Annotated in this window: 21 protein-coding genes; 8 read left to right on the forward strand and 13 right to left on the reverse strand. The window is 58.0% G+C overall.

Features of this window, described 5'->3' with window-relative positions; genetic code table 11:
- The 5 genes from ACR3EQ_RS01960 to thrS all read right to left on the reverse strand — a co-directional run bounded on the left by ACR3EQ_RS01960 (position 1) and on the right by thrS (position 4685).
- On the reverse strand, positions 1-519 hold the full coding sequence (locus ACR3EQ_RS01960) for a DoxX family protein (RefSeq protein WP_170614632.1): 519 nt from the start codon (positions 517-519) through the stop codon (positions 1-3).
- Positions 516-1277: an HvfC/BufC family peptide modification chaperone gene (locus ACR3EQ_RS01965; RefSeq protein ID WP_170614633.1), complete on the reverse strand. Its 762-nt coding sequence runs from the start codon at positions 1275-1277 to the stop codon at positions 516-518. Before ACR3EQ_RS01965 ends, ACR3EQ_RS01960 begins: the two co-directional genes overlap by 4 nt.
- Entirely contained in the window at positions 1274-2131 is an 858-nt protein-coding gene (bufB, locus tag ACR3EQ_RS01970) for an MNIO family bufferin maturase (RefSeq protein ID WP_170614634.1), read from the reverse strand. Before bufB ends, ACR3EQ_RS01965 begins: the two co-directional genes overlap by 4 nt.
- Before the next feature lie 71 nt (positions 2132-2202).
- Positions 2203-2505, reverse strand: a complete 303-nt coding sequence (locus ACR3EQ_RS01975; RefSeq protein ID WP_170614635.1) for a BufA1 family periplasmic bufferin-type metallophore — start codon at positions 2503-2505, stop codon at positions 2203-2205.
- 221 nt (positions 2506-2726) lie between these two features.
- On the reverse strand, positions 2727-4685 hold the full coding sequence (gene thrS / locus ACR3EQ_RS01980) for a threonine--tRNA ligase (protein ID WP_170614636.1): 1959 nt from the start codon (positions 4683-4685) through the stop codon (positions 2727-2729).
- 218 nt (positions 4686-4903) lie between these two features.
- Between thrS and ACR3EQ_RS01985 the strand changes: the two genes are divergently transcribed.
- The 4 genes from ACR3EQ_RS01985 to ACR3EQ_RS02000 all read left to right on the forward strand — a co-directional run bounded on the left by ACR3EQ_RS01985 (position 4904) and on the right by ACR3EQ_RS02000 (position 8133).
- A complete protein-coding gene (locus ACR3EQ_RS01985; RefSeq protein ID WP_480489640.1) occupies positions 4904-5653 on the forward strand; it encodes an alpha/beta hydrolase in 750 nt (249 codons plus the stop codon).
- A complete protein-coding gene (locus ACR3EQ_RS01990; protein WP_480489641.1) occupies positions 5653-6645 on the forward strand; it encodes an alpha/beta hydrolase in 993 nt (330 codons plus the stop codon). The genes ACR3EQ_RS01985 and ACR3EQ_RS01990 overlap by 1 nt, the downstream gene beginning before the upstream one ends.
- A 73-nt stretch (positions 6646-6718) precedes the next feature.
- A complete protein-coding gene (locus ACR3EQ_RS01995) occupies positions 6719-7333 on the forward strand; it encodes a hypothetical protein (protein WP_170614676.1) in 615 nt (204 codons plus the stop codon).
- Between the two features lie 83 nt (positions 7334-7416).
- Positions 7417-8133: an alpha/beta fold hydrolase gene (locus ACR3EQ_RS02000; protein WP_170614639.1), complete on the forward strand. Its 717-nt coding sequence runs from the start codon at positions 7417-7419 to the stop codon at positions 8131-8133.
- A 38-nt stretch (positions 8134-8171) separates the two neighbouring features.
- On the opposite strand, the gene phaZ is transcribed toward ACR3EQ_RS02000, so the two are convergent.
- Positions 8172-9443: a polyhydroxyalkanoate depolymerase gene (phaZ, locus tag ACR3EQ_RS02005; protein ID WP_480489642.1), complete on the reverse strand. Its 1272-nt coding sequence runs from the start codon at positions 9441-9443 to the stop codon at positions 8172-8174.
- Between the two features lie 111 nt (positions 9444-9554).
- On the opposite strand from phaZ, the gene ACR3EQ_RS02010 reads away from it, so the two are divergent.
- The 3 genes from ACR3EQ_RS02010 to phaR all read left to right on the forward strand — a co-directional run bounded on the left by ACR3EQ_RS02010 (position 9555) and on the right by phaR (position 12623).
- Positions 9555-11357 carry a class I poly(R)-hydroxyalkanoic acid synthase gene (locus ACR3EQ_RS02010; protein WP_170614641.1) on the forward strand — a complete coding sequence of 601 codons (1803 nt, stop codon included), beginning with the start codon at positions 9555-9557 and terminating at the stop codon, positions 11355-11357.
- Between the two features lie 130 nt (positions 11358-11487).
- Complete coding sequence (locus ACR3EQ_RS02015) at positions 11488-11934, forward strand: phasin family protein (RefSeq protein WP_170614642.1); 447 nt, start codon at positions 11488-11490, stop codon at positions 11932-11934.
- A gap of 134 nt (positions 11935-12068) precedes the next feature.
- Complete coding sequence (gene phaR / locus ACR3EQ_RS02020; RefSeq protein WP_170614643.1) at positions 12069-12623, forward strand: polyhydroxyalkanoate synthesis repressor PhaR; 555 nt, start codon at positions 12069-12071, stop codon at positions 12621-12623.
- A 52-nt stretch (positions 12624-12675) separates the two neighbouring features.
- Here phaR and ACR3EQ_RS02025 read toward each other — a convergent pair whose 3' ends face one another.
- From ACR3EQ_RS02025 to ACR3EQ_RS02055, 7 genes are all read right to left on the reverse strand, one after another.
- Positions 12676-13890 carry an aminotransferase class I/II-fold pyridoxal phosphate-dependent enzyme gene (locus ACR3EQ_RS02025; RefSeq protein ID WP_170614644.1) on the reverse strand — a complete coding sequence of 405 codons (1215 nt, stop codon included), beginning with the start codon at positions 13888-13890 and terminating at the stop codon, positions 12676-12678.
- A gap of 131 nt (positions 13891-14021) precedes the next feature.
- Positions 14022-15326 carry an NAD(P)/FAD-dependent oxidoreductase gene (locus ACR3EQ_RS02030; RefSeq protein WP_170614645.1) on the reverse strand — a complete coding sequence of 435 codons (1305 nt, stop codon included), beginning with the start codon at positions 15324-15326 and terminating at the stop codon, positions 14022-14024.
- A gap of 12 nt (positions 15327-15338) precedes the next feature.
- The gene (locus ACR3EQ_RS02035; RefSeq protein ID WP_170614646.1) at positions 15339-16697 is read right to left on the reverse strand and encodes a glutamine synthetase family protein; all 1359 of its coding nucleotides are present in this window, start codon (positions 16695-16697) and stop codon (positions 15339-15341) included.
- A complete protein-coding gene (locus ACR3EQ_RS02040) occupies positions 16697-17377 on the reverse strand; it encodes a type 1 glutamine amidotransferase (protein WP_480489643.1) in 681 nt (226 codons plus the stop codon). Before ACR3EQ_RS02040 ends, ACR3EQ_RS02035 begins: the two co-directional genes overlap by 1 nt.
- Before the next feature lie 59 nt (positions 17378-17436).
- On the reverse strand, positions 17437-18756 hold the full coding sequence (locus tag ACR3EQ_RS02045) for a glutamine synthetase family protein (RefSeq protein WP_170614648.1): 1320 nt from the start codon (positions 18754-18756) through the stop codon (positions 17437-17439).
- A gap of 138 nt (positions 18757-18894) precedes the next feature.
- On the reverse strand, positions 18895-21081 hold the full coding sequence (locus ACR3EQ_RS02050; RefSeq protein WP_170619681.1) for a xanthine dehydrogenase family protein molybdopterin-binding subunit: 2187 nt from the start codon (positions 21079-21081) through the stop codon (positions 18895-18897).
- 3 nt (positions 21082-21084) lie between these two features.
- On the reverse strand, positions 21085-21549 hold the full coding sequence (locus ACR3EQ_RS02055) for a (2Fe-2S)-binding protein (RefSeq protein ID WP_170680341.1): 465 nt from the start codon (positions 21547-21549) through the stop codon (positions 21085-21087).
- Between the two features lie 137 nt (positions 21550-21686).
- Between ACR3EQ_RS02055 and ACR3EQ_RS02060 the strand changes: the two genes are divergently transcribed.
- Positions 21687-22310 (forward strand): TetR/AcrR family transcriptional regulator, encoded by a 624-nt coding sequence (locus ACR3EQ_RS02060; protein WP_170614651.1) that lies wholly within the window; start codon positions 21687-21689, stop codon positions 22308-22310.
- Positions 22311-22315 lie beyond the last annotated feature (5 nt).

The following is a 22315-nucleotide window of genomic DNA, read 5'->3' on the forward strand; positions in this document are numbered from 1 at the left end:
TCACTTCAGTCGCAACAGCCGATCCAGCGATATTGGACCTGCGCCGTTGATGACAATGACCAGGAACATGAAGGTCCACATCACACGCTGATCCATCAGCGAGATGGCGTTGTCGAACAGGCTGCCCAACGGAACGTTATGGCCCGTTACGTCGGTCAGGGTTTGCACCCAGACAAACCCGATCATGCCAAGTGCGGCCAGGCGTGTGAACAGCCCGACCAGCAACAATGCTGGCAGAACGAACTCGGCGACGGTTCCAAAGAAGATCACGATACGCTGTAAAAAGGTCATCTGGCTGACATCATACAGAACGGCTTCGGCCGCCTTGGGGAAAATCTGGCCAAAGGCACCTGCGGATGGCGAAAAGATCGAGCCATCGATCTTCAGCATCGCTGAGTTCCAGTAATAAACCAGAAGGACGGCGACAAACACCAGTCGTGCCAGCGTCGGTGTCAGCCAATTGGATGCCAAGTCCACCTTTTCCATCGTGTTGTTGTAGGTTGAGATCAGAGCAGTCATGTCTCCAGCCTTTCAATAGTCACAGAGGTTATTGCGCCGCCCTGCAATAGGATGGCCAGTGTGGTTCCAAGATCGAACTCGGGCCAGGTTTCAGCCGTTTTTTCATACGCTTCACCGATTGTGCCGCCTGTTTGAAGATGGCTGATCCACTTGGCGCCGCCCACGGGCAAAAGATGCGGAATCGGGTCATATTCGGGACGCGTAATCAGAACGTCTTGCGGGCCGGGTTCGGGTTTTGGGGCATTGTCTTCAGTATTGAATCGCCAGATCGCGTGTACCGGCCAGTCCGATTGCATGATCTGCATCGCAGGAGCAAAGCTCAGCCGCGATTGCATAATGTCTTCGGGTGACAAATTCAGGGCGTCAGCTGGCGCAGGTGTGCAGTCGGCGGCGTGGTATGATCGGCGCAGAGCCAGTTCCAGGCGCGCCATGTCCGGCAGATATCCCAGATGCGCAAGTTGCGGCAGATCAGCCAGAAAACCGGGGAACGCTTCGCCATAGAACATCATCAACGGGGAAGACGGGGGGTGCTGTCTCAAGAAAATCCCGGCAAGACCGTCCATGTTCTGCGCGCCCAGCAACTTGGCGATGACGGGAAAAGCCTGATGTAACGCTTCGGTCAACGAGACGGCGACATTATTGCGATAGACGCTGAACCTGCGCCCGGCGGGCTGGTCCGCCGCGTCAAGCAACCCGTCGGGAACCGGAACAGACGCATCCAGCAACGCGGAATGGAAGACCGACTGAGAAACGCTCATGCCGGAACCCGGTCCAGCGCTGACTGCGCGCGTTCGGCTTCGGCGCGCAAAACGGGCCATTCGGGGACGTCGGTATCCCATTCTATCAGAACGGGTTTCGGGCCCGAACGCTCCAGAACATAATCCAGCAGTGCCCAGACCGGATCGACCACTTCGCGCCCATGGCTGTCGATCAACAGCGGGTGCCCGTGATCGTCTTCATCCTCATCATGTCCGCCTAGATGGATCTCGCCGACCTTGTTCAGCGGATAGGCATCGATATAGCCCTGAGGCGAGAAATCCAGGTTTGTGGCAGATACAAATACGTTGTTCACATCCAGCAGCAGGCCACAGCCTGTGCGACGCGAAATTTCGCGCAGGAAATCGGGTTCGGACCATGTGCTTTCTTCGAACGCGAGGTAGCTGGACGGGTTCTCGAGCAGCATCTGGCGGCCAACGGTTTCCTGCACCTGATCGATGTGGTCGCAAACGCGATCCAGCGTCGCATCAGTATAGGGCAGGGGCAGCAGGTCGTTCAGAAAGTGACTGTCGTGCGTGGACCAGGCCAGATGTTCGGAAAAGCTGGCGGGGTTCAGCCAGCCGATCAGATGTTTAAGGCGGGCCAGATGATCCGGGTCCAGCGGCGTTTCGCCACCGATGGATAGGCCAACGCCATGAACGGAAACGGGAAATTGTTCGGACAGGTGACGCAACTGCGCCAGCGGGCGACCGCCGTCGCCCATATAATTCTCGGCATGGATTTCCAGCCACGCCACCGGTTTCGCGTGTTCAAGGATTTGCGCAAAATGTTGCGGTTTGTAGCCAACACCGGGTGCCGCAGGCAACCGGTTTGATCTGAGTGCATCATCCAGCATGAGCATTTTTCCTGATCACGACGAAAAGGGCGGGCGACATTGCCCGCCCCGGTAATCTCGTGTGGCTGGCCTTATGCCGGCAGATCACGCTCGAGCGGTTCCAGCGAACCTTTGCGGGCCGCGCCATCAGCGGCTTTGGGCAGCTCGATATCGGCGCAGGTGCCTGCGTCAACCAAGGTCCATGCGTTGCCCTGATAATCTACGGTCGAGGTGCCCGCGCAGGTGGTGCCGGGTCCTGCGGCGCAGTCATTCTGACCGGCCAGCGAAACGCCATAGCATTTCTCTTTCGCTTGCGCTGTTGCGGTGGTTGCGGCACCAGAAACAGCGGCTGCGACTGCGCTTGCGATGACAAGGGTTTTTGCGGTGTTCGACATCTCGTTAATCCTTTTAGTGACTGCGTATGTCTGTGTTCGACAATGACAAAGGTAGTGGCTTGAAGCTCATAGTTGAATTCACGAGCCCGTGTCTCACAACCCCGTCAAAGAGCGTCATGCCCTCTTGCAGGTTAACAAATTGTTTTTGAAATGAAAATTAGATTTTGTTTCAATCCGGCCCCGGATGTGGGGCCGGATTCAAGGCGAATTGCCGCCGAATGTTACAGCAGGTCGGGCGCGGTTGCGGCCTGAGCCAGCTCTTTTGTTACAGCATCAAGTGACTGTACCTGCGTTTGTTTTTCACCCAGGCGCCGGACGCTGACAGTACGCTCATCAACTTCCCGGTGTCCGACGGCCAGAATGACCGGCACCTTGCCGACCGAATGCTCGCGGACCTTGTAGTTGATCTTTTCATTGCGGATGTCGGCTTCGGCGCGGACCCCGGCGGCTTTCAGCGTTTCGACAACTTCCAGGACATAATCGTCCGCATCGGAAGTAATCGAGGCCACGACGACCTGACGTGGCGCCAGCCAGAACGGCAGCTTGCCCGCATGTTCCTCAATCAGGATGCCGATGAAACGTTCGAACGATCCGAGGCAGGCACGGTGCAGCATGACCGGCGTGTGCCGTTCACCATCCGCCGCAATATAGGTCGCGCCCAGACGTTCGGGGATGATGAAGTCCACCTGCAGGGTGCCGCACTGCCAGTCGCGTCCGATGGCGTCTGTCAGAACGAACTCCAGCTTCGGTCCATAGAACGCGCCTTCGCCCGGGTTCAGGTCATAGGCACAACCTGCGGCATCGCAGGCGGCTTTCAGCAACTCGTCGGCCTTGTCCCATTGTTCATCCGTGCCCGCACGCACCTCGGGACGATCCGAGAACTTGACCTTGAAATTCTCGAACCCGAGATCCCTGTAGACATTCGACAGGAAGTCGAGGAACCGCTTGGTCTCGTCCGCGATCATCTCTTCGGTGCAGAAGATATGCGCGTCATCCTGGGTGAAGCCGCGTACCCGCATGATGCCATGCAGCGCGCCCGACGGTTCGTACCGGTTGCACGACCCGAATTCGGCCATGCGCAGCGGCAGGTCGCGATAGGATTTGAGGCCCTGTTTGAAGATCTCCACGTGGCAGGGGCAGTTCATCGGCTTGAGCGCGTTGATCGCCTTGTCGCGCGCGTGCTCCTCGTCCACTTCGACGATGAACATGTTTTCCTGATATTTGTCCCAGTGGCCGGAGGCTTCCCAAAGCTTGCGGTCCACAACCTGCGGCGTGTTCACCTCGACATAGCCGCCGCGTTTTTGCTGACGGCGCATGTAGTCCTGCAACTGGGTATAGATGGTCCAGCCATTCGGATGCCAGAAGATCTGGCCCGGTGCTTCGGGTTGCAGATGGAACAGGTCCATCTCCTTGCCCAGCTTGCGGTGGTCCCGCTTGGCGGCTTCTTCCAGCATATGCAGGTGGGCCTTGAGCTTTTCCTTGCCGGTGAAGGCCACGCCATAAATGCGCTGCAACATCGCGCGGCTGCTGTCGCCGCGCCAATAGGCGCCCGCGATGGACATCAGCTTGAACGCGTCACCCGGCACCTGCCCGGTGTGTTGCAGATGCGGGCCACGGCACAGGTCCTGCCAGTCGCCGTGCCAGTACATGCGCAGCGGTTCGTCGCCCGGAATGGCGTCGATCAGTTCGACCTTATAGGGCTCGTCATTGGCGGTGTAGAAATCGATCGCACGCTGACGATCCCAGACCTCGGTGGTCACGGGGTCGCGCTTGTTGATGATTTCCTTCATCTTTTTCTCGATCAGGCCAAGGTCTTCGGGCGTGAACGGCTCGGTCCTGTCAAAGTCATAGTACCAGCCGTTTTCAATGACAGGGCCGATGGTGACCTTGGTGTCGGGCCAGATTTCCTGCACGGCGCGGGCCATGATATGCGCCAGATCGTGACGGATCAGTTCATTGGCCTGAATCTCGTCCTTCATGGTGTGGATGGCGATGTCGGCATCCGCTTCGATGGGCCATTGCAGGTCCCAGTGCTGGCCGTTCACAGTGGCCGAGATGGCCTTTTTTGCCAGTGAGGTTGAGATATCGGCAGCCACCTGCGCGGGCGTTACGCCTGCGTCATAAGAACGTGCATTGCCATCGGGAAAGGTGAGTGAGACGGATTGGGAATCCAGGGCCATGATCTGGCTCTCCTCGTCGGTTTGGCGCCCACTGAACGCCCGGTTGCGGGTTATGTGTGTGCGGATGCTTTGGCAGGTGCAAGGCAGAGTGTCAAGCACCGCGCAGGCGAGGGGCCAGCCCCTCGCGCTCCCCGGAGTATTTTCAAAAAGATGAAATGGTCAGGGAATTGCGCTTGGGCGAGCGGCGTGCATGATGCTGACAAGGAAGCGAGGATTTCATGGCAGCGACGGAATTTCTTGAAACGGCGCAAGGTCGCCGACTGGCCTATCACAAGAGCGAGGGCGCGGAGCCGACCGTAGTTTTTCTGGGCGGGCTCAAGTCGGATATGGAGGGCACCAAGGCCGTTCATCTGGAGGCATGGGCGCGCGCGCGGGGGCAGTCCTTTCTGCGGTTCGACTATTCCGGGCATGGGGAAAGCTCCGGCTCGTTCGAGGAGGGATGTATTGGCGACTGGCATCAGGATACCGTGGCCGCGGTTTCCGCATTGACCGATGGACCGTTAATTGTTGTTGGATCTTCAATGGGGGGCTGGCAGGCCCTGCTGCTGGCGCGCATTTTGCCTGACCGGATCGCCGGGATGGTTACAATCGCGGCCGCGCCGGATTTCACCGAGGACGGGTACTGGGCCTCATTCTCTGCCGAACAGAAAACGGCGCTTGAGACGGTTGGGCACGTCGAACTGCCGTCGGACTACATGGAGCCATATGTCATCACCAAGCGGATGATCGTGGATGGTAGGGAACATCTGGTTTTGCGCGATCCGTTGCGTTTACCTTTTCCGGTTCGTTTTTTGCAGGGAACGGCAGACACTGCCGTATCGACCGAAACCGCCGTGCGTCTGCTGGAGCGTGCGGAAAGTCCGGACATGCGTTTGTTGCTGGTTAAGGACGCCGATCACAGGTTCTCGGATGATCGTTGTCTGGGGTTGATTGAAGACGCGGTGCTGGATGTGATGGGGGATCGCTGATGCGGCGTTTTGGCTGGTTTCTGGGACGTTTTCTGATTGTGGTGCTTTTGGCCGGCGGGGTGATCTATTGGTTCGGTCCCCGCGAAGAGGTCAATCTGCACCCAGACTTTGATGCGAGGAAATTCGGCGAAGGCGTGCAGGTCTATTTCGAAAGCACTGAGTCTGCGTTTGACGACATCGTGCCGGGTGTTGAAAAGAGGGTGATCTGGCAGGACGGATATAAGGAGCAGCGAACGCCTGTTTCCGTGCTTTACGTTCACGGGTTTTCGGCATCGTCCGAAGAAATTCGCCCGGTGCCGGATATGGTGGCCGATGCGCTGGGGGCCAATCTGGTCTACACGCGTCTGCAAGGTCACGGGCGGAGCGGCGACGCCATGGCCGAAGGTACGGCTTCGGGATGGATGCAGGACTACGCCGAAGGTTTGGCGGCGGCGCGGGCGGTGGGCGACCGGGTGGTGGTGATCTCGACCTCGACCGGTGGCACCTTGGCCGCGGCGGCCGCATTGGATGAGGATCTGAGCCGCGATGTAGTGGGTCTGGTCTTTGTCTCACCTAATTTTGGCGTTAACACGACGGCGGCTTGGCTTCCCGGCCTGCCTTGGGCCCGGCATTGGTTGCCGCTGATCATGGGGCAGGACAGGGATGTGTCAGGGCCGAACCCGGAAAAGAACAAACACTGGTCGACAGTCTACCCGTGGGAGGCGGTGGTGCCGTTGACCGTGCTGGTCGAGGCTGTTAATGAATTGGACTTCGCAGAAGCAAAAACTCCTGCTCTGTTTTGGTTTTCAGATGACGATAAGGTGGTGCGGCCTGACCGAACACATAGGGTTGCAGAAGCCTGGGGCGCGCCCGCGACAGTACATCTTGTGACGATGGGGCCGGGGGACGATCCGTCTTCGCACGTGATTGCCGGACGTCCGAAGTCACCCGGGCAGACCGATGTAACCGTCGCAGGCATACTGGGCTGGCTAAAGGAGCTGGGTGTGGAATGATGCCGGGAGAAGCACCAAGTCGGTACAGGCGCGATGCCTTGGGCGGAGGTTGAGAATGCGCAAGCCGGGCAGCATGTGGAGCCTTGAGACCCTAGGCCGAGTGCGCCTGTCCCGGCATTTTTTCATGCGTGACTTCCTGTATTCCGAAATCGGTAATTTCCACGAAAAACAGAACCTGCCAGAAAACCCGAACCTGGCCATCGAGACTGGCCGGGCGTTTTGCCAGTCCCTGTTGGACCCGTTGGAAGAAACATTTGGCCGGGTGGCCGTTCGGTCGGGATACCGGTCGCCGTCTCTGAACAGATTCGGGAACGAAAACCGGCTGAATTGCGCGCGGAACGACCATCCGTTGGAGTGCCACATCTGGGATCGTGGAACCGGGGATGCCAGAATAGCCGGGGCGTCCATCGTCATTCCATGGTTTGCGGATCAATATGACGCAGGGCGGGACTGGCGCGATCTAGCCTGGTGGATGCATGATCATCTGGATTATTCGGAGATCTGGTTTTTCCCGAAACTGTGCGCCTTTAACCTGGTTTGGCGACCAAAGCCGCAAAGGCGGATCGACAGTTACATCGCGCCGCGCGGATGTCTGTTGCGGCCCGGTGCAGAGCCAGAAGATGATGCCGAAACACGACGCCGGCGTTACAGTGATTTCCCCGGGTTCCGGGCCATCCGATACCCCTGAAAAACGGCTTGTCGGCCACTTGCAAAACTTCCATCCTGAAAGAAACGGGGACGCCGGGATTGGCGGAAGGGTGGAGGCCCCGCGTGATCGAGCCGCTGGTATTCTTGCCTGGATTGATGTGCGACGCTCGGCTGTTTCAGTCGCAAATGACTGTCCTGTCGCAAGAGCGTGCGGTGACCGTGGCCCCGGTCTCGACCGGTGAGCGGATTGAGGAGATAGCCTCTTCGCTTCTGGATGTGTTGCCTCGGTGTTTTGCGCTGGCAGGGTTCAGCATGGGCGGCGTCGTTGCGCTTGAGGTTATACGCCGCGCGCCCGAGCGAGTCTCGCGCCTGTGTTTGATGTCGACCGATGCGCAGGCAGACACCCCGCAATTGGCCGCAGCGCGCGAGGATCTGATAGTGGGTGCGCAGGCCGGGCGACTTGAAGACATCATGCGCGATGTTATCGGTTCGGACGCGCTGGCCCCGGGACCCGACCGCATCCCGATTCTGAATGAACTTCTGACGATGGCGGTAGAATTGGGTCCTGACCTGTTCGTGCGCCAGTTGCGCGCCCTTCAGCGCCGCCCGGATCAGCAGGGTGCATTGCGGCGGATCAATGTCCCGACGCTGATCCTGTGTGGGGTGCATGATACGCTGACACCGGTGCGAAAACATGCCTTTATGACCGAGCTCATTCCGAATGCCGAGTTGCAGGTGATTGACGACGCCGGGCATGTACCAATGCTGGAATCGCCACAAGCCGTGACGGATGCACTGAAGCGCTGGCTTTCCCGTCCGGCGCGGCTCAGTCACGTATAACGCTGTTTGGAAAAAGGCGGCCCGCCTGAAATTAAGGATCAGGCCACTTTGTTCTTGTTTGCGGCCGTGCGTTGCGGTTTGCGGCTGTTGGCGTTCATGAAGTCGATCACCAGGGGCCGGATATTGTCGCGCCAGCTGCGCCCGGCAAAGATGCCGTAGTGACCGGCCCCGGGTTCGACATGGCTGGCCTTCTTGCCGTCCGGCAAACCGGTGCACAGGTTCAGTGCCGCAATGCACTGGCCGGGGGCCGAGATGTCGTCATTGGCCCCTTCAACGGATTTGACCGCGACATCGGTGATTTTCCCGATATCCACCTTGTGGCCGGCCACAATGAACTCATTTCGGGCAATTTCGCGGTTTTTGAAAACACGTTCCACAGTGGACAGGTAGAATTCGGCCGTCATGTCCATGACTGCGAGGTATTCATCATAGAACCGGTTATGGGCGTCGTGGTCTGAGGCTTCGTTGCGCATAACGCGCTGAATCTGATCCGAAAACGCCTTGGAGTGACGCTCCGCGTTCATCGACATGAACGACGCCAGTTGCAACAGGCCGGGATAGACCATGCGGCCGACGCCCTTGTATTTGAAACCGACGCGCTGGATCATTGTCTCTTCCAGCTGGCCCATTGTCACCCTTCGCCCGAAATCGGTAACTTCGGTCGGGGTGGCATCCGGATCGACCGGACCGCCGATCAGCGTCAAGGTGCTGGGCTGCGCCTTCGGATCATATTCCGCCAGATAGGCTGTTGCGGCCAGTGTCAGCGGCGCGGGCTGACACACGGCAACGACATGCGTGTCCGGACCCAGTTCCTTCATGAAATCGACAAGGTAAAGCGTGTAATCCTCGACATCGAATTTGCCTTCGGACACCGGGATATCACGCGCGTTATGCCAATCGGTTATGTAGACTTCGCAATTTACAAGCAGGCTCTTGACGGTCGAGCGCAACAGAGTGGCGTAGTGCCCGGACATCGGTGCCACCAGCAAAACCTTGCGTGGCTGTTCTTCGCGACCGTTGACCCGAAAATGGATCAGATCGCCAAAAGGGCGTTCGACGACGGTTGTGATGTCGACAAGGTGATCCTTGCCATCTTCGCAGGTGAAGGTCCGAATACCCCAGTCCGGCTTGACGACCATGCGCTGAAACGTCCGTTCGGTAACCTCTCCCCAGGCTGCCATCATGCTGAACGCAGGGCTCGGGGCCATTGCGAAAAGCGGATAAGAGGCCATGGCGCTGGCGGTTGCACCCAACCATTGGTTGGTATTGCGCATGGTTTCCATCAGGTCATACGTCATCATATAGCGCATGTATTCGGGCCTCCTGAGTATTATCCTGAGATTTCGGACCATTCGCCGCTTTGCGCTACGCGTTCACGACGTTATTCTGCATAGCAGCGACGTTAGGGGGGAATCCTTATAATGACAACTACCGAAGACAATACGCCGGACCTGTCGGACGAACATATTGAACGTCTTAAGGAAAATTTGTCCAAAGTCGAAGACCTCTCGAAACGGCTTGTTGAAGTGATGGCTGGAAAAAAGTCGCACACTCCCGCTCTGGATGGTCCGAATCAAGAGCTTTTTGCAAAAGCAGCAACGGCCTATTGGGCCGAAGCGATGCAAAATCCGGCCAAGCTTCTTGAGCATCAGATTGAGTTCTGGGGCAAGTCGGTTCTGAACTTTGCCGAAGCACAGCAGGTATTGTCTAAAGGTGAGCCTGATACCGAAGACAAACTGCCCGAAGACCGGCGGTTTTCTAACCCGATGTGGGAAAACAACCCCTATTTCCGCTTTATCCGTCAACAGTATCAGACCAATGCCGAAGCGATCTCGCAAGCCGTAGCCTCGGTTGAAGACCTTGAAGACAAGGACAAGCGCAGACTGGCCTACTTCTCTCGTCAGATCATCGACATGATGGCCCCGACCAACTTTCTGGCCACCAACCCGGACGCACTCGAGAAAGCCATCGAAACCGACGGACAGTCGCTGATCCAGGGGTTGGAGAACCTGGTTGCGGATCTTGAGGCCAACGACGGCGAACTTGTGGTTCGGCTGGCGGACGAGAGCGCGTTTGAGATCGGTGGAAACATCGCCACCACGCCCGGCGATGTGGTGTTTCGCAACCGCATGATGGAGCTTATCCAGTACAAGCCATCGACCGAAACAGTCCATGAAACGCCCATTGTCCTGTTCCCGCCCTGGATCAACAAGTTTTATATCCTGGACCTGAAAGCGCAGAACAGCCTGATCAAGTGGGTGACAGAGCAGGGCTATACCCTGTTTGTCGTCAGTTGGGTCAACGCAGACAGTTCACATGCCGATATCGGACTTGAGGACTATATCGAAGAAGGGTTTCTGGCCGCGATCGAAGAGGCCAAGAATATCTGCAAGGTCAAACAGGTCAACGCCGTGGGCTATTGCATTGCCGGCACCACGCTTAGCCTGACGCTTTCGTTGTTGAAGAAACGTGGTGATAAATCGGTCAAATCGGCCACGTTTTTTACAACGCTGACCGATTTCGGAGAGCAGGGCGAGTTCACGCCTTTCCTGCAGAACGATTTTGTGGACGGGATCGAGGATCAGGTGTCAAAGGATGGCATCCTAAAGGCCTGGATTATCGGACGCACAATGTCCTTCCTGCGGTCGCGGGATCTGATCTATACACCTGCAATCCGCAGCTACATGATGGGTGAAACACCGCCGGCATTCGATTTGCTGTATTGGAACGGAGATGGCGCAAACCTTCCGGGCCGAATGGCAATCCAATACCTGCGCGGGCTTTGTCAGAACAATGAATTTGTTACTGATGGGTTCAAACTGCTGGGCGAAAATCTGCATATCAGCGACGTAGATGTCCCGTTGATGGCCATCACGTGCGAGACGGACCACATAGCAGCCTGGAAGGATTGTTATCGCGGTGTTCAGCAGATGGGATCGCGCTCGAAAGCCTTTGTTGTTTCGGAATCCGGTCATATTGCCGGAATTGTGAACCCGCCCAGCAAGAAGAAATACGGGCACTATACGAACCCGGACCTGAAGACGGACGCGGACACCTGGTTGAAAGAAGCGGATTTTCACGAAGGATCCTGGTGGCCGATGTGGGAAGCCTGGCTAAAAAAGCGGTCTGGCAAACAGATACCGGCCCGCGAAACGGGCGATTCGAAACATCCGAGCCTGTGTCCGGCCCCAGGGACCTATGTTCTGGTCAAGGCAAATCGCTGATTTCATTCTGAAACTAAATTTTTTCTGCATCGCAGCAAAAAGAACTTGAAATGCTGCGATGCAGAAAGCATATTGTCCTCAAGCTGACGAACGCCGGGGTGGGCCCGGTCCAGCAAAGAGGATTAAGACAATGGCAAAGACTCAGGATTTTACCGCCGTCATGAAAGACATGATGGGTGCATTCCCGGTTGACACAACCGCACTGGAAGACGCGTTCAAATCGACCGCTTCGCTGAACGAAAAGCTGTCGGGCGTTGCTCTGGAAGCTGCTGAAAAATCGGCAGAAATCTCCAGCAAATGGACCAAAGACACTCTGGCCAAACTGACCGAAATGTCGAAAGCAAAGGCAGAGCCTGCCGACTACGCAAAAGCCGCAACCGATTTCGCCAGCGCTTCGGCTGAAGTTGCTGCTGAAAACATGGCTGCTTTCGCTGAAATCGCCAAGAAACTGCAGAGCGAAACCGTCGAACTGCTGATGGCTGCCGGCAAAGAAGCTGCTGAAGAAGCAAGCTCGGCTGTCAAGAAAGCCACCAACGACGTGACTGCTGCCGCCAAAAAGGCAACCGCTGCCAAGTAAGAACGTCCGCGAGGCGCACCCTCTCCTCCCATTTGGTGCCATCGCGCTGGGCAGGTCGATTGACCTGCCCTTTCTTTTTGTGCTGCACTCGCATAACCTGTGCTGCAACGCATCATCCTTGGGGAGGGTAAAGGGTGTCGGACCAAGAAAAACCGTTATTGATCAAGCGCTATGCCAGTCGCCGGCTGTATAACACCGAGACCAGCGACTACGTAACACTTGAAGATATCGCCGGATTTATCCGGGATGGCCGCGAAGTTCAGATAATCGACCTGAAATCCGGGGACGACCTGACGCGGCAATACCTGCTGCAAATCATCGCTGAACATGAAAGCCGGGGTGAAAACGTTCTGCCGGTAAACGTGCTGAACGATCTTGTGCGCAGCTACATGGTGCCCGGTGGGGGCATGATGCCGCAATTTCTGCAAAGCTCGTTCGAAATGCTGCGCGAAAGCCAAAGCAAGATGATGGAAAACATGAACGCCATGAACCCCATGAGCAACATGCCAGGGTTTGAGGCGATGCAGGCGCAGCAGCAGGCTTTCCTGAAGGCGATGACCAGCGGATTGTCGGGCGGGTGGTCGGCGCCGACCCAGGACGACGAGGCGAAGGAAGAGCCTAAAGAAGACCTGGATGAGATCAAAAAGCAGCTGGCTGAGCTGCAGAAAAAACTATCCAAACTGAACTGAGGGTGAAGACCCGAAGCTAACAAGGCCCGCCAGAGGCGGGCCTTTTGGTTTTTCAGGTTCCAAAGGCCATCGCCGGCGCTGTCACGTCACCGACCGAAGCCAGCAGGATATCCGCGATCACATCCAGTTCTTCACGGGTCAGGCGCACGGGCAGTCGAACATCGCAAGCTTTCATCAGCATTGCCCGGGTTTCCGGCAGGTCGAACGTTTCCGGCAAGAACTGCCAGTTCCAGAACGCGCGCGCGTTGTCCTCGCTCAGGCCAAAAACCTGCACTTTCACACCGCGAGACTCTGCTGCGGTTGCAAAGGCGCGGATCTCGTCCTCGTTCATGCCGACAAGGTTGAACTGAATTGAATCCGGTGCGCGCTTTTCAGGATCAAGCGGGGCGGGCACGGAAATGTTGGGTGACGCGTTCAGACGATCCGCCACGTAGTCGTGATTTGCCAGACCGTCCCGGACACGACGGGCCAGTTCCGGAATTTGCGGGCGGATAACGGCGGCGCTGAGGTTGCTCATGCGCAGGTTGTATAGCGGCAACCGGTTCTGCCAACGTGCAAAGGCTAGTTCCAACTCGGGCGAGTTGTCGCCATGCGGGGTTTTATGCTTTTTCCAGTTATGCTCATAGGCACCCGACATGATAACGGCCTGCGCCACCAGATCGGCATCATCGGTGATCAGAATACCGCCTTCGCCCGCGTTGATCATCTTGTAGGACTGGAACGAGAAACAGCCCATCTTGCCGATCGTTCCGATGTTGCGGCCGTGCCAGGTGGTGCCAAGCGAGTGGGCCGCATCCTCGATTACAGGGATGTCGCGGGCATCGCACAGCTCCATAATGGCATCCATATCCGAGGTATGGCCGCGCATGTGGCTGATGATGACCGCCTGAACTCCGTCCAGCTTGGCCTCAAAATCCTTTAGGTCTATGCGGTAGTTTTCTCCAACCTCGCACAGGACAGGGACGCAGTCGGCATGAACGATGGAAGATGGCACTGCGGCAAAGGTGAAGCCGGGTATCAGCACCCGCGCGTCCCGTGGCAAACCCAGCGCCTTCAGGGACAGGAACAGTGCGGCCGAGCAGGATGAAACCGCCAAAGCGTATTTGGATCCCAAAAGCGCGGCAAATTCCGCTTCTAGCAGTGCGACGGGCGAATCCTGGGGTGCTGTGTAGCGAAACAGGTCACCGGATTGCATCAGCGCATCAATCGCTTCGCGCGCGGCTGCGGGGATGGGTTCGGCTTCGTGAACATTGGGTGGCAGCGACATATTTGGTTTTCCTGAATTCTAACTTTTGTAAATATAAATTCACAACGCCGGCAAGCCAAGAGCGTAATCGCCCGTCGGCGAAATTTCACCAAATTGTCGCAAGTTTAGTCGGTCCTGACCCCCAGATCAGACTAAAGGCCCAGACGGTCGCGCAAGGCGAACCACGTCATGGCAAGAACCAGTAGCGGGCTACGCAGGGCAGGGCCGCCGGGAAACGGTTGGGCGGGAACGCGCGCCATCGTATCGAATCCTTCGGCCTGTCCCTGAATGGCTAGAGCCATCAGCTGACCAGCATGGGTGGCCGTGCCTACCCCGTGACCTGAGTAGCCTGAGGCAGACAGGATATTCGGGGCAAGGCGCGCCAGATAAGGCATCCGACGCATCGTTATGGCCAGTGTTCCACCCCAGGCGTAATCGATCCTGACATCTTTCAGATGCGGGAAGATCTCGACCATCGGTTTGCGGACTTTTGCTGCAATATCAGTGGGAAAGCGATAGCCATAGCTTTCGCCGCCGCCAAACAAAAGGCGGCCATCCGCGCTGAGGCGGAAATAGTTCACCACGAATTTTGTGTCGGCAACGGCCACATCCTGCGTCAGGACGCGCGCGGCGTTGTCTCCCAGCGGTTCGGTGGCCGCTATGAAATTGTTGATGGGCATGACACGTTCGGCAACCTTGCGATTCAGATCACCGAGATAGCCATTACAGGCCAGTATGACGTGGTCAGCCTTGACTGTTCCCTCTGCCGTCCGAAGACTTACGCCATTACCATCCGAGATATTAAGGACTTCGGTCCCCTCGTGGATGCGAACACCCGCTTTTCGGGCCGCCTGCGCAAGTCCCAAGGCGTAGTTCAGGGGGTGCAGATGCGCGGCGCCCATATCCAGATACCCGCCCTGATAAGTCGGAGAAGGGCAGAGCGTATGGCCCGCCTCGCGGTCCAGCAACTGTATCTCGTCATAACCATACCGCTTGGACAGGTGTTCCGCATGAGAATGCAGTCCGGCCCGATCTGATTTGCTTAGCCCCAGATTGGCGATGCCGGGCTTCAGGTCGCATTGAATCCGGTGTTTGGAGATCAGGGACTTGACCAGATCCTTGGCGTCTTCGGCAAGATCCCAAAGCTTGGCGGCGTCATCATCGCCAACCAGGCGCTCCAGATCTTCCTGATCCATTCGCTGCGCGCTGCCCAACTGGCCGCCGTTGCGCCCCGAGGCACCAAAGCCAACGCGATGCGCTTCCAGCAGAACGACGTCAAATCCGGCTTCAGCCAGATGCAGCGCTGCGGACAGGCCGGTGTATCCGCCACCGACAACACAGACATCCGCGGTGCAATCGCCGGTCAGGGCAGGGCTAGGATCAGCCGCATGTGCGGTCGCGGCATACCAGCTAGGCGGGTATTCCGCCTTGCGGTCATTGGAATAGAGCAGGTTCATCGCGCAAGTACCTTAGACGTTCAGCAGAAGATGCTCGCGCTCCCACGGGGAAATCACCTGCAGAAATTCTTCGTATTCCGCCCGTTTGACGATGCTGTAGACGCGGGCGAATTCCGGTCCCAAAACCTCGTGCAGGGCTGTGGCCTCGTCAAACAGATCCAGGGCGCTGCCCATGACCTGCGGGATGTCACCGTCGCCTTCATAGGCGTCGCCGTAGAACTGGCGCCGGGGCCGTTCCTGCTGTGTCAGTCCCAGATACCCACAGGCCAAAGACAGGGCGATGCCCAGGTAGGGGTTGCAATCCATACCCGCGATGCGGTTCTCAACGCGACGCGCTTCGGGGCTGGACAGCGGAACACGGATGCCCGTCGTCCGATTGTCGCGCGCCCATTCCAGATTGATCGGGGCGGCGTGGTCCTTCACATAACGGCGATAGGAATTCACATAAGGCGCCATGACGGCCAGACCGGCGGGCAGGTGGTTCTGCAATCCGGCGATGTAATGATAGAACGCGTCCGTCTCGCCCCCCTGCGGCCCGGAAAAGATGTTCTGACCGGTTTCGATATCAATGATCGAGTGGTGGATATGCATCGCCGAGCCCGGTTCGTCCTCGATGGGTTTGGCCATGAAGGTCGCAAAGCAGTTGTGGCGCAGTGCAGCTTCGCGGATCAGGCGTTTGAAGTAGAAAACCTCATCGGCCAGTTTCACCGGGCTGCCGTGGCGCAGGTTGATCTCTAGCTGGCCCGCGCCGCCTTCTTGCGTGATGCCGTCGATTTCGAACCCCTGATGTTCGGCAAAGTCATAGATGTCGTCGATCACCGGGCCGAACTCGTCCACCGCAGTCATCGAATATGCCTGCCGCGCTGCAGCCGGACGGCCCGAACGGCCCATCATCGGCTTGATTTCCTGCGCCGGATCGACGTTGGGGGCGACCAGAAAGAACTCCATCTCGGGTGCGACGACCGGCTTCCAGCCCCGGTCATGATAAAGCTGCACGACGCGTTTCAGCACATTGCGCGGGCTGAACGGGATCGGATTGTCGTCCCGGTCATAGGCGTCATGGATAACCTGTAGGGTCCAGTCACCCGTCCAGGGCGCCGCCGAAGCGGTCGAGAAATCCGGCTTGAGGATCATGTCGCGTTCGATGAAGCCATCTTCGCCCGCTGCCTCGCCCCAGTCACCCGTGATCGTCTGATAGAAGATACTGTCGGGCAGATGAAAATAGGATTGCTTGGCAAATTTTGATGCAGGCACGGCCTTGCCGCGGGCAATCCCCGGCAGATCCGAGATAATGCACTCGACCTCATCCAGACGTTGGCCTTCAATATACTCGCGCGCTGCCTCTGGCAGCTGTTTTTTCCAGTCGGCCATCAGGCCCTCTCTTTCTTCAGGAATTCTGCCATCTGACGGCCAATTGCGGGATTATCGATCGGTCCGCGCGTGCGGTTGGCCGCATCCTGCAAAATGGGGTCCGGGACCACGCCTTTTCCACGCGTCCTCATCAGGCCCTCGATAAAGTCATCGGAGTATTCGGGATGCGCCTGCACCGTCCAGATCGTGTCTCCGTAAGCGATCATTGCGTTGCGGCAGAACCCGTTCTGACCAACCAGGCGTGCGCCTTCGGGCAACCGGGTTACCTGATCCTGATGCCAGGCGTTCAGAGAAACCGTCTCGCCGTCCAGTTCATAATCCGTGCGTCCGACAGCCCAGCCGCCCTGGAACTTTTCTACCGTTCCACCCAGCGCCTGGGCGATGATCTGGTGGCCAAAGCACACGCCGATCAGCGGCTTTCCGGAATTCTGGATTTCCCTGATAAGGTCCTCAAGCGGGGGTATCCACGGATGATCTTCGTAAGCGCCGTGACGCGATCCCGTGATGATCCAACCGTCAGCCTGAGAGACGTCCTTCGGGAACTGATTGTCGACCACCTGGAAGGTCACGAATTCGAAGTCATGACCATCCAGCAGGGCGCGAAACATCGCATCATATTCGCCGAAGTCGTCAGCCAGCTGTTCAGGTGCGTGGCCGGTAACTAGGATTCCGATTTTCATGATTCACCAAATTTGATCAAATTTTATTCTACGCGAGTCCTTGGTCGCGGGCAAGGGGGTCATACGGCCTCGAGGTAACTGAGCCAGTGCGTCTCTGGTGCGCGCTCGGAAAACCGCGCGATCTCCTGCCGTTTTGTCATGACCAGATTACGGATCAGTTCAGCGTGAAAGATCCGCCGGATCATCGGGTCGGCCTCGAACGCGGATATGGCCGAGGACCAGTCGCCTGCCAATTGCGGTAGCCCGGCAATTTCATAGGCATTTCCGGTAATCGGCGGGGGCGGCTGCAACCCGTCATCGATACCGGCCAATGCTGCCCCCAACACAGCTGTCAGCATCAGGTAGGGGTTGATGTCGCCACCAGCCACGCGATGTTCAATTCGACGGGCCGCCGGTGCGCCGCCGGGAATGCGGATGGCAGCGGTTCGGTTCTCATAAGCCCAGCTTGCCCCGGTTGGAGCGTGCGCCCCGGGCACGAGGCGCGTGTAAGAGTTTCCGTGAGGGGCAAAAACCAGCGTACTGCCCGGCATCGCGGCAAGACAGCCTGCAACAGCCGCGTGCAACTCATGGCTGCCATCGGGGCCACCATTGTCAAACACATTGCGGCCCGATGAATCGACCACGGAAAAATGGACATGCATTCCGTTGCCCGCGTCCTGCGGATAGGGTTTTGCCATGAATGTCGCCGTAAAGCCGTGTTTGCGGGCCAGTCCACGGGTCAAGGCCTTGAACAGCCACGTGTCATCGGCGCAGCGCATGGCCTCCTGATGGTTCAGGTTGATCTCGAACTGGCCGATTCCGCTTTCGGAAATGGCGGTTTGGGCAGGGATGTCCATGGCCACGCAACCGTCATAGAGCTCGGTAAAGAACGCATCAAAGGCGTCCAGTTCCGCAAGGGACAGGACAGCCTCGTCGCACAATCGGCGCCCTGTGACCGGATTGGCAGGCGCTCCGGGTTGTGATCCCGATGCATCAAGCAGCGTGAACTCCAGTTCAGTTGCCGCGATCACGGACCAGCCGCGCTTTGCATAGTCGGCCAGAACTGCGGCAAGCGCATGTCTGGGATCCCCTGCGTATGGCTCGGACTTGTCATTATATAATGACATCGGGACCAGCGCGGTTTCGGCATCAAGCCAGGGCATGGGAATCGGTCCGCGATCGGTCGGCAGAAGCATCCCATCGGCATCGCCGGATTCAAATACTAGCGGACTGCCTTCGATATCCGCGCCCCAAAGATCGACATTCAGCGCCGAAAACGGCATGCGGACCGCGCCTTTGTTCAGCTTTTCTGCGTAAGAGGACGGCACGCGCTTGCCGCGCATCTGACCGTTAAGGTCACAGGCAGCAACACGAAAACCGGGCAGGGCGCTCAGGTCCATTTTGGTCTCCAATACTCTCGTTTCCCGAGATGTAGTCGAGACCGCGCGTCTTGTCACGGAATTTGATCAAATTTTTCCTGTAGGCGGAGAAGGCTTTGAGCCCCGCGCCAACCAACGCTGGCGCGGGACCACAGGACGTCAGACGAAGTTGACGCCGTTTTCCGCCATCGGCAACGAGGTCACCTTGATGCCCGAAAGCGCGCGGATCGCGTTGGCAAGGGCCGGGGCCGAGGGGGGGGTGCCAGGCTCACCGACACCGGTCGGTGCCTCGGCGGAAGGTACGATATGAACTTCGATCTCCGCGATGTCGCCGATGCGCAAAGGCTCGTAGTCCGGGAAGTTGTACTGGTCCACGACACCTCCGGTCAGCGTGATCTGATCCCGCATGACATGACCGATACCGTAGCCGATACCACCCTCCATCTGGGCGCGCACCACATCGGGGTTCACCGCAATCCCGCAATCCACGGCGCAAGTGACCTTTTCGATCTTGATGCCGTTCTCTGGATCGCCCGAAACCTCGACGACCTGAGCCGCGTAGGATCCGAAGGATTTGTGCACGGCAATCCCTTGCGCGCGACCTGCCGGTGCGTTGCCCCAGCCAGCTTTTTCAACGGCAAGTTTCAGGACGCCTGCTTTGCGCTGTTGATCGGCGTCGCTGGTATCTGCCAGATGTGCCAGACGGAACTCCACCGGATCACGGCCCGCTGTTTCGGCTACAAGGTCAATCATGGCCTCCATCACGTAGCCGGTGTGGGTGTGACCGACCGAGCGCCACCATAGAACGGTTGTAGCTTTGGGCGTGTCGGTCAGACCCAGAGCCATGCCGGGGATTGTGTACGGGCTGTCAGCAATCCCCTCGATCGAACTGTGGTCGATCCCGTCTTTTACCAGAACGGCTTCGAACGGCGTGCCTTTGATCACCGATTGTCCGGCCACCTGATGCTGCCAGCCAACGATGTTGCCTTCTCCATCCAGACCCACACGCACCTTGTGGCCAAATGCAGGGCGGTAATAACCGCTGCGAATGTCATCCTCTCGTGTCCAGACCAGTTTCACAGGGCGCGAACGGTCGGTGATCACAAAAGCCAGCGCGGCCTCGACCTGATAATCCGCATCAGGCGTTGCGCGACGGCCGAACGAGCCACCGGCCAGCATCGTCTTGATGTGGATCTTCTCAGGCGGCAGTTGGAAGATCTGCTGATAGGCCATATGCGGGCCGGTTGGCATCTGCGCCCCGTCATGCAGGACGATGTCGCCTTCGGCCGTCTGTTCGATGGTGCAGTTCAGCGGCTCCATCGGCGCATGCGCCAGCAGCGGGAAGTAGAAGGTCTTTTCGACTACCTTTTCCGCGCCTTCGATGGCCGCCGCCACAGCCGCAACGTCTGCCTTGTTCACGTTGTACGTGGGTTCAGCGTCCAGGGCGGCCATGATCTCGGTCCTGATCTGATCCGAGTCGCGGGTTTCGGCACCCGACATGTCCCATTCGACCTCAAGCGCGTCGCGTGCCTGAATCGCGGCCCAGGTGTTTTCGGCATAAACCGCTACGCCCGCCTCGTTGGGCAGGACGGCGGCGTTGATGTAGCCCTTAACCTCTTTCGACGCGCTGTCGTCAAAACCAAGCGCGACGCCGCCCTTCGACTCCGGGCGCTTGATCATGGCAACCATCTGGTTGGGCAGGTGAACGTCCATGGCATACATAGCCTGACCATTGCCCTTGATGGCCGAGTCCTTGCGGCGCACCGCTTCGTTGCCGATCAGACGGAACTCTGACGGGTCTTTCAGGCGCGGCTCGGCCGGAGCCTCTAACTGAGAGGCCGCCGCAACGAATTCCGCAATCGGTGCGGAGTTGTCGCCCGCCTTGACGATGCCTTCCTCGATAGTGATACCCGACGCATCCAAACCCCAGCTTTGGGCTGCCGCAGTGATCAGCATTTCACGCGCAGCAGCCCCAGCCTGACGGTATTGCAGCCACGAGTTCGCCATTGCGGTCGACCCGCCGGTTCCCTGGAAGGGGCCAAACAGAAGGTTGTTGTAGACCTGCGGATTGGATGGGGCGAATTCGTATGCGATCTGGTCCATGGTCAGGCCGATTTCCTCGGCGATCAGCGTTGGCAGACCGGTTGCAGGGCCCTGACCCTTTTCAAAGTGCTTGACGATGGCGGTCACGGTGCCATCGGCGTCAATTTTCACGAACGGGTTGAACTGCGCAGTCTCGGATGAGGCCGTAGCCAGAACGCCATCGGGGCGGGCGCCAACCAGCAGGACGGCACCAGCGGCAGCAGCGCCTTTCAGAAATCCACGGCGAGAAGTGTTGATGGTCATGGATCAGGCCTCCAGAATTTCAGAAGCGCGCTGAATACCGGCGCGGATGCGTTGGTAAGTGGCGCAACGGCAGGCGTTGCCGGACATGTAGTCATCAATCTCTTCGACACTGGGCTTTGGGTTTTCTGACAGAAGTCCGACCGCCGACATCACCTGACCGGACTGGCAATAACCGCACTGGACCACGTCCAGTTCGACCCAGGCTTGTTGCACTGCTGCGCCGATCTTTCCGTCGCCAACGGCTTCAATTGTGGTGATTTCTGCGTCTTCAATGTCTTCTACAAAGGTCTGGCACGAACGAACTGGTTCGCCGTTCACGTGTACGGTGCAGGCACCGCACGATGCGACACCGCACCCGAACTTGGTGCCGGTCAGCTTGAGTTCGTCCCGGATCACCCAGAGCAGAGGCGTGCCGGGTTCGGCGTCGACCGTGTGGGTTTCACCGTTTAACTTCAATGTCAGAGCCATGAGGGGTTCTCCTGTTGGGCTGGATACCTGAATCGGTAAACTGGCGCGTTTACCTTAAGTGTCAAATCAGCTTGTGTAAACTCTCAAGTTTACACTGTTGTTTGACCGGCCGGACGTGATGGGTCTATAGGTGGAACATGAACGAATGCAATTCACCGAATGAGTCCAAATACGCCCAGATCATTGAGGCCGCCGTGGCCGAGTTTCAAGATAAGGGCTTTGCTTCTGCCAGTATGGATCGCATTTCGGCGCGGGCCGAAGTGTCAAAGCGCACGCTTTACAAGTACTTTGAAAGTAAGGAAAATCTCTTTCGTTCAATTGTAGCCGAACTGTCCGGCCGTTTTGCCGAGGTTCTGGAGATCCGGTATCAGCCGGGGCGCGATATTCGCGAGCAGTTGACGGATCTGGCCTGGGCTGAGGGCCGTATTCTGATGCGCCCGGACGTGATCGCGATGTCGCGGATGATTATCAGCGAAACTTTGCGCAACCCGGATCTGGCGGCGGCGGCACAGGGCAAGCTGGACAAGACCTCGACATTCATCGCCATGCTGAAAGACGCCGCCGAGGACGGTCAGTTGCAGATCGAAGACGCTGATCAGGCGGGCAAGGAATTTATCGGACTGATCAAGGCAAAGGCGTTCTGGCCCATGATGTTCAGCGGCGGCGTGCTCAGCCACGCGGAAATGACCGAAACCATCGAAAGCAGCGTCGATATGATGCTGTGCCGTTATGGTCCGGGAGCCGCGGCGTCTAGACCCTGAGAACC

Source organism: Ruegeria sp. AN11, assembly GCF_056536005.1.

Bases quoted from the DNA above. Each gene is read 5' to 3' on its own strand.
- ACR3EQ_RS02050 (WP_170619681.1), bottom strand. From the start codon at position 21,081: ATGACCATCAACACTTCTCGCCGTGGATTTCTGAAAGGCGCTGCTGCC.
- ACR3EQ_RS02025 (WP_170614644.1), bottom strand. From the start codon at position 13,890: ATGTCGCTGCCACCCAATGTTCACGAAGCCGAACCCATCCCCGCAGCC.
- ACR3EQ_RS02010 (WP_170614641.1), top strand. From the start codon at position 9,555: ATGACAACTACCGAAGACAATACGCCGGACCTGTCGGACGAACATATT.
- ACR3EQ_RS02035 (WP_170614646.1), bottom strand. From the start codon at position 16,697: ATGGCCGACTGGAAAAAACAGCTGCCAGAGGCAGCGCGCGAGTATATT.
- ACR3EQ_RS01965 (WP_170614633.1), bottom strand. From the start codon at position 1,277: ATGAGCGTTTCTCAGTCGGTCTTCCATTCCGCGTTGCTGGATGCGTCT.
- ACR3EQ_RS02055 (WP_170680341.1), bottom strand. From the start codon at position 21,549: ATGGCTCTGACATTGAAGTTAAACGGTGAAACCCACACGGTCGACGCC.
- phaZ (WP_480489642.1), bottom strand. From the start codon at position 9,443: ATGCGCTATATGATGACGTATGACCTGATGGAAACCATGCGCAATACC.
- ACR3EQ_RS01975 (WP_170614635.1), bottom strand. From the start codon at position 2,505: ATGTCGAACACCGCAAAAACCCTTGTCATCGCAAGCGCAGTCGCAGCC.
- ACR3EQ_RS02045 (WP_170614648.1), bottom strand. From the start codon at position 18,756: ATGGACCTGAGCGCCCTGCCCGGTTTTCGTGTTGCTGCCTGTGACCTT.
- ACR3EQ_RS01995 (WP_170614676.1), top strand. From the start codon at position 6,719: ATGTGGAGCCTTGAGACCCTAGGCCGAGTGCGCCTGTCCCGGCATTTT.
- ACR3EQ_RS01985 (WP_480489640.1), top strand. From the start codon at position 4,904: ATGGCAGCGACGGAATTTCTTGAAACGGCGCAAGGTCGCCGACTGGCC.
- ACR3EQ_RS02040 (WP_480489643.1), bottom strand. From the start codon at position 17,377: ATGAAAATCGGAATCCTAGTTACCGGCCACGCACCTGAACAGCTGGCT.
- ACR3EQ_RS02060 (WP_170614651.1), top strand. From the start codon at position 21,687: ATGAACGAATGCAATTCACCGAATGAGTCCAAATACGCCCAGATCATT.
- ACR3EQ_RS01990 (WP_480489641.1), top strand. From the start codon at position 5,653: ATGCGGCGTTTTGGCTGGTTTCTGGGACGTTTTCTGATTGTGGTGCTT.
- ACR3EQ_RS02030 (WP_170614645.1), bottom strand. From the start codon at position 15,326: ATGAACCTGCTCTATTCCAATGACCGCAAGGCGGAATACCCGCCTAGC.
- ACR3EQ_RS01960 (WP_170614632.1), bottom strand. From the start codon at position 519: ATGACTGCTCTGATCTCAACCTACAACAACACGATGGAAAAGGTGGAC.
- bufB (WP_170614634.1), bottom strand. From the start codon at position 2,131: ATGCTGGATGATGCACTCAGATCAAACCGGTTGCCTGCGGCACCCGGT.
- ACR3EQ_RS02015 (WP_170614642.1), top strand. From the start codon at position 11,488: ATGGCAAAGACTCAGGATTTTACCGCCGTCATGAAAGACATGATGGGT.
- thrS (WP_170614636.1), bottom strand. From the start codon at position 4,685: ATGGCCCTGGATTCCCAATCCGTCTCACTCACCTTTCCCGATGGCAAT.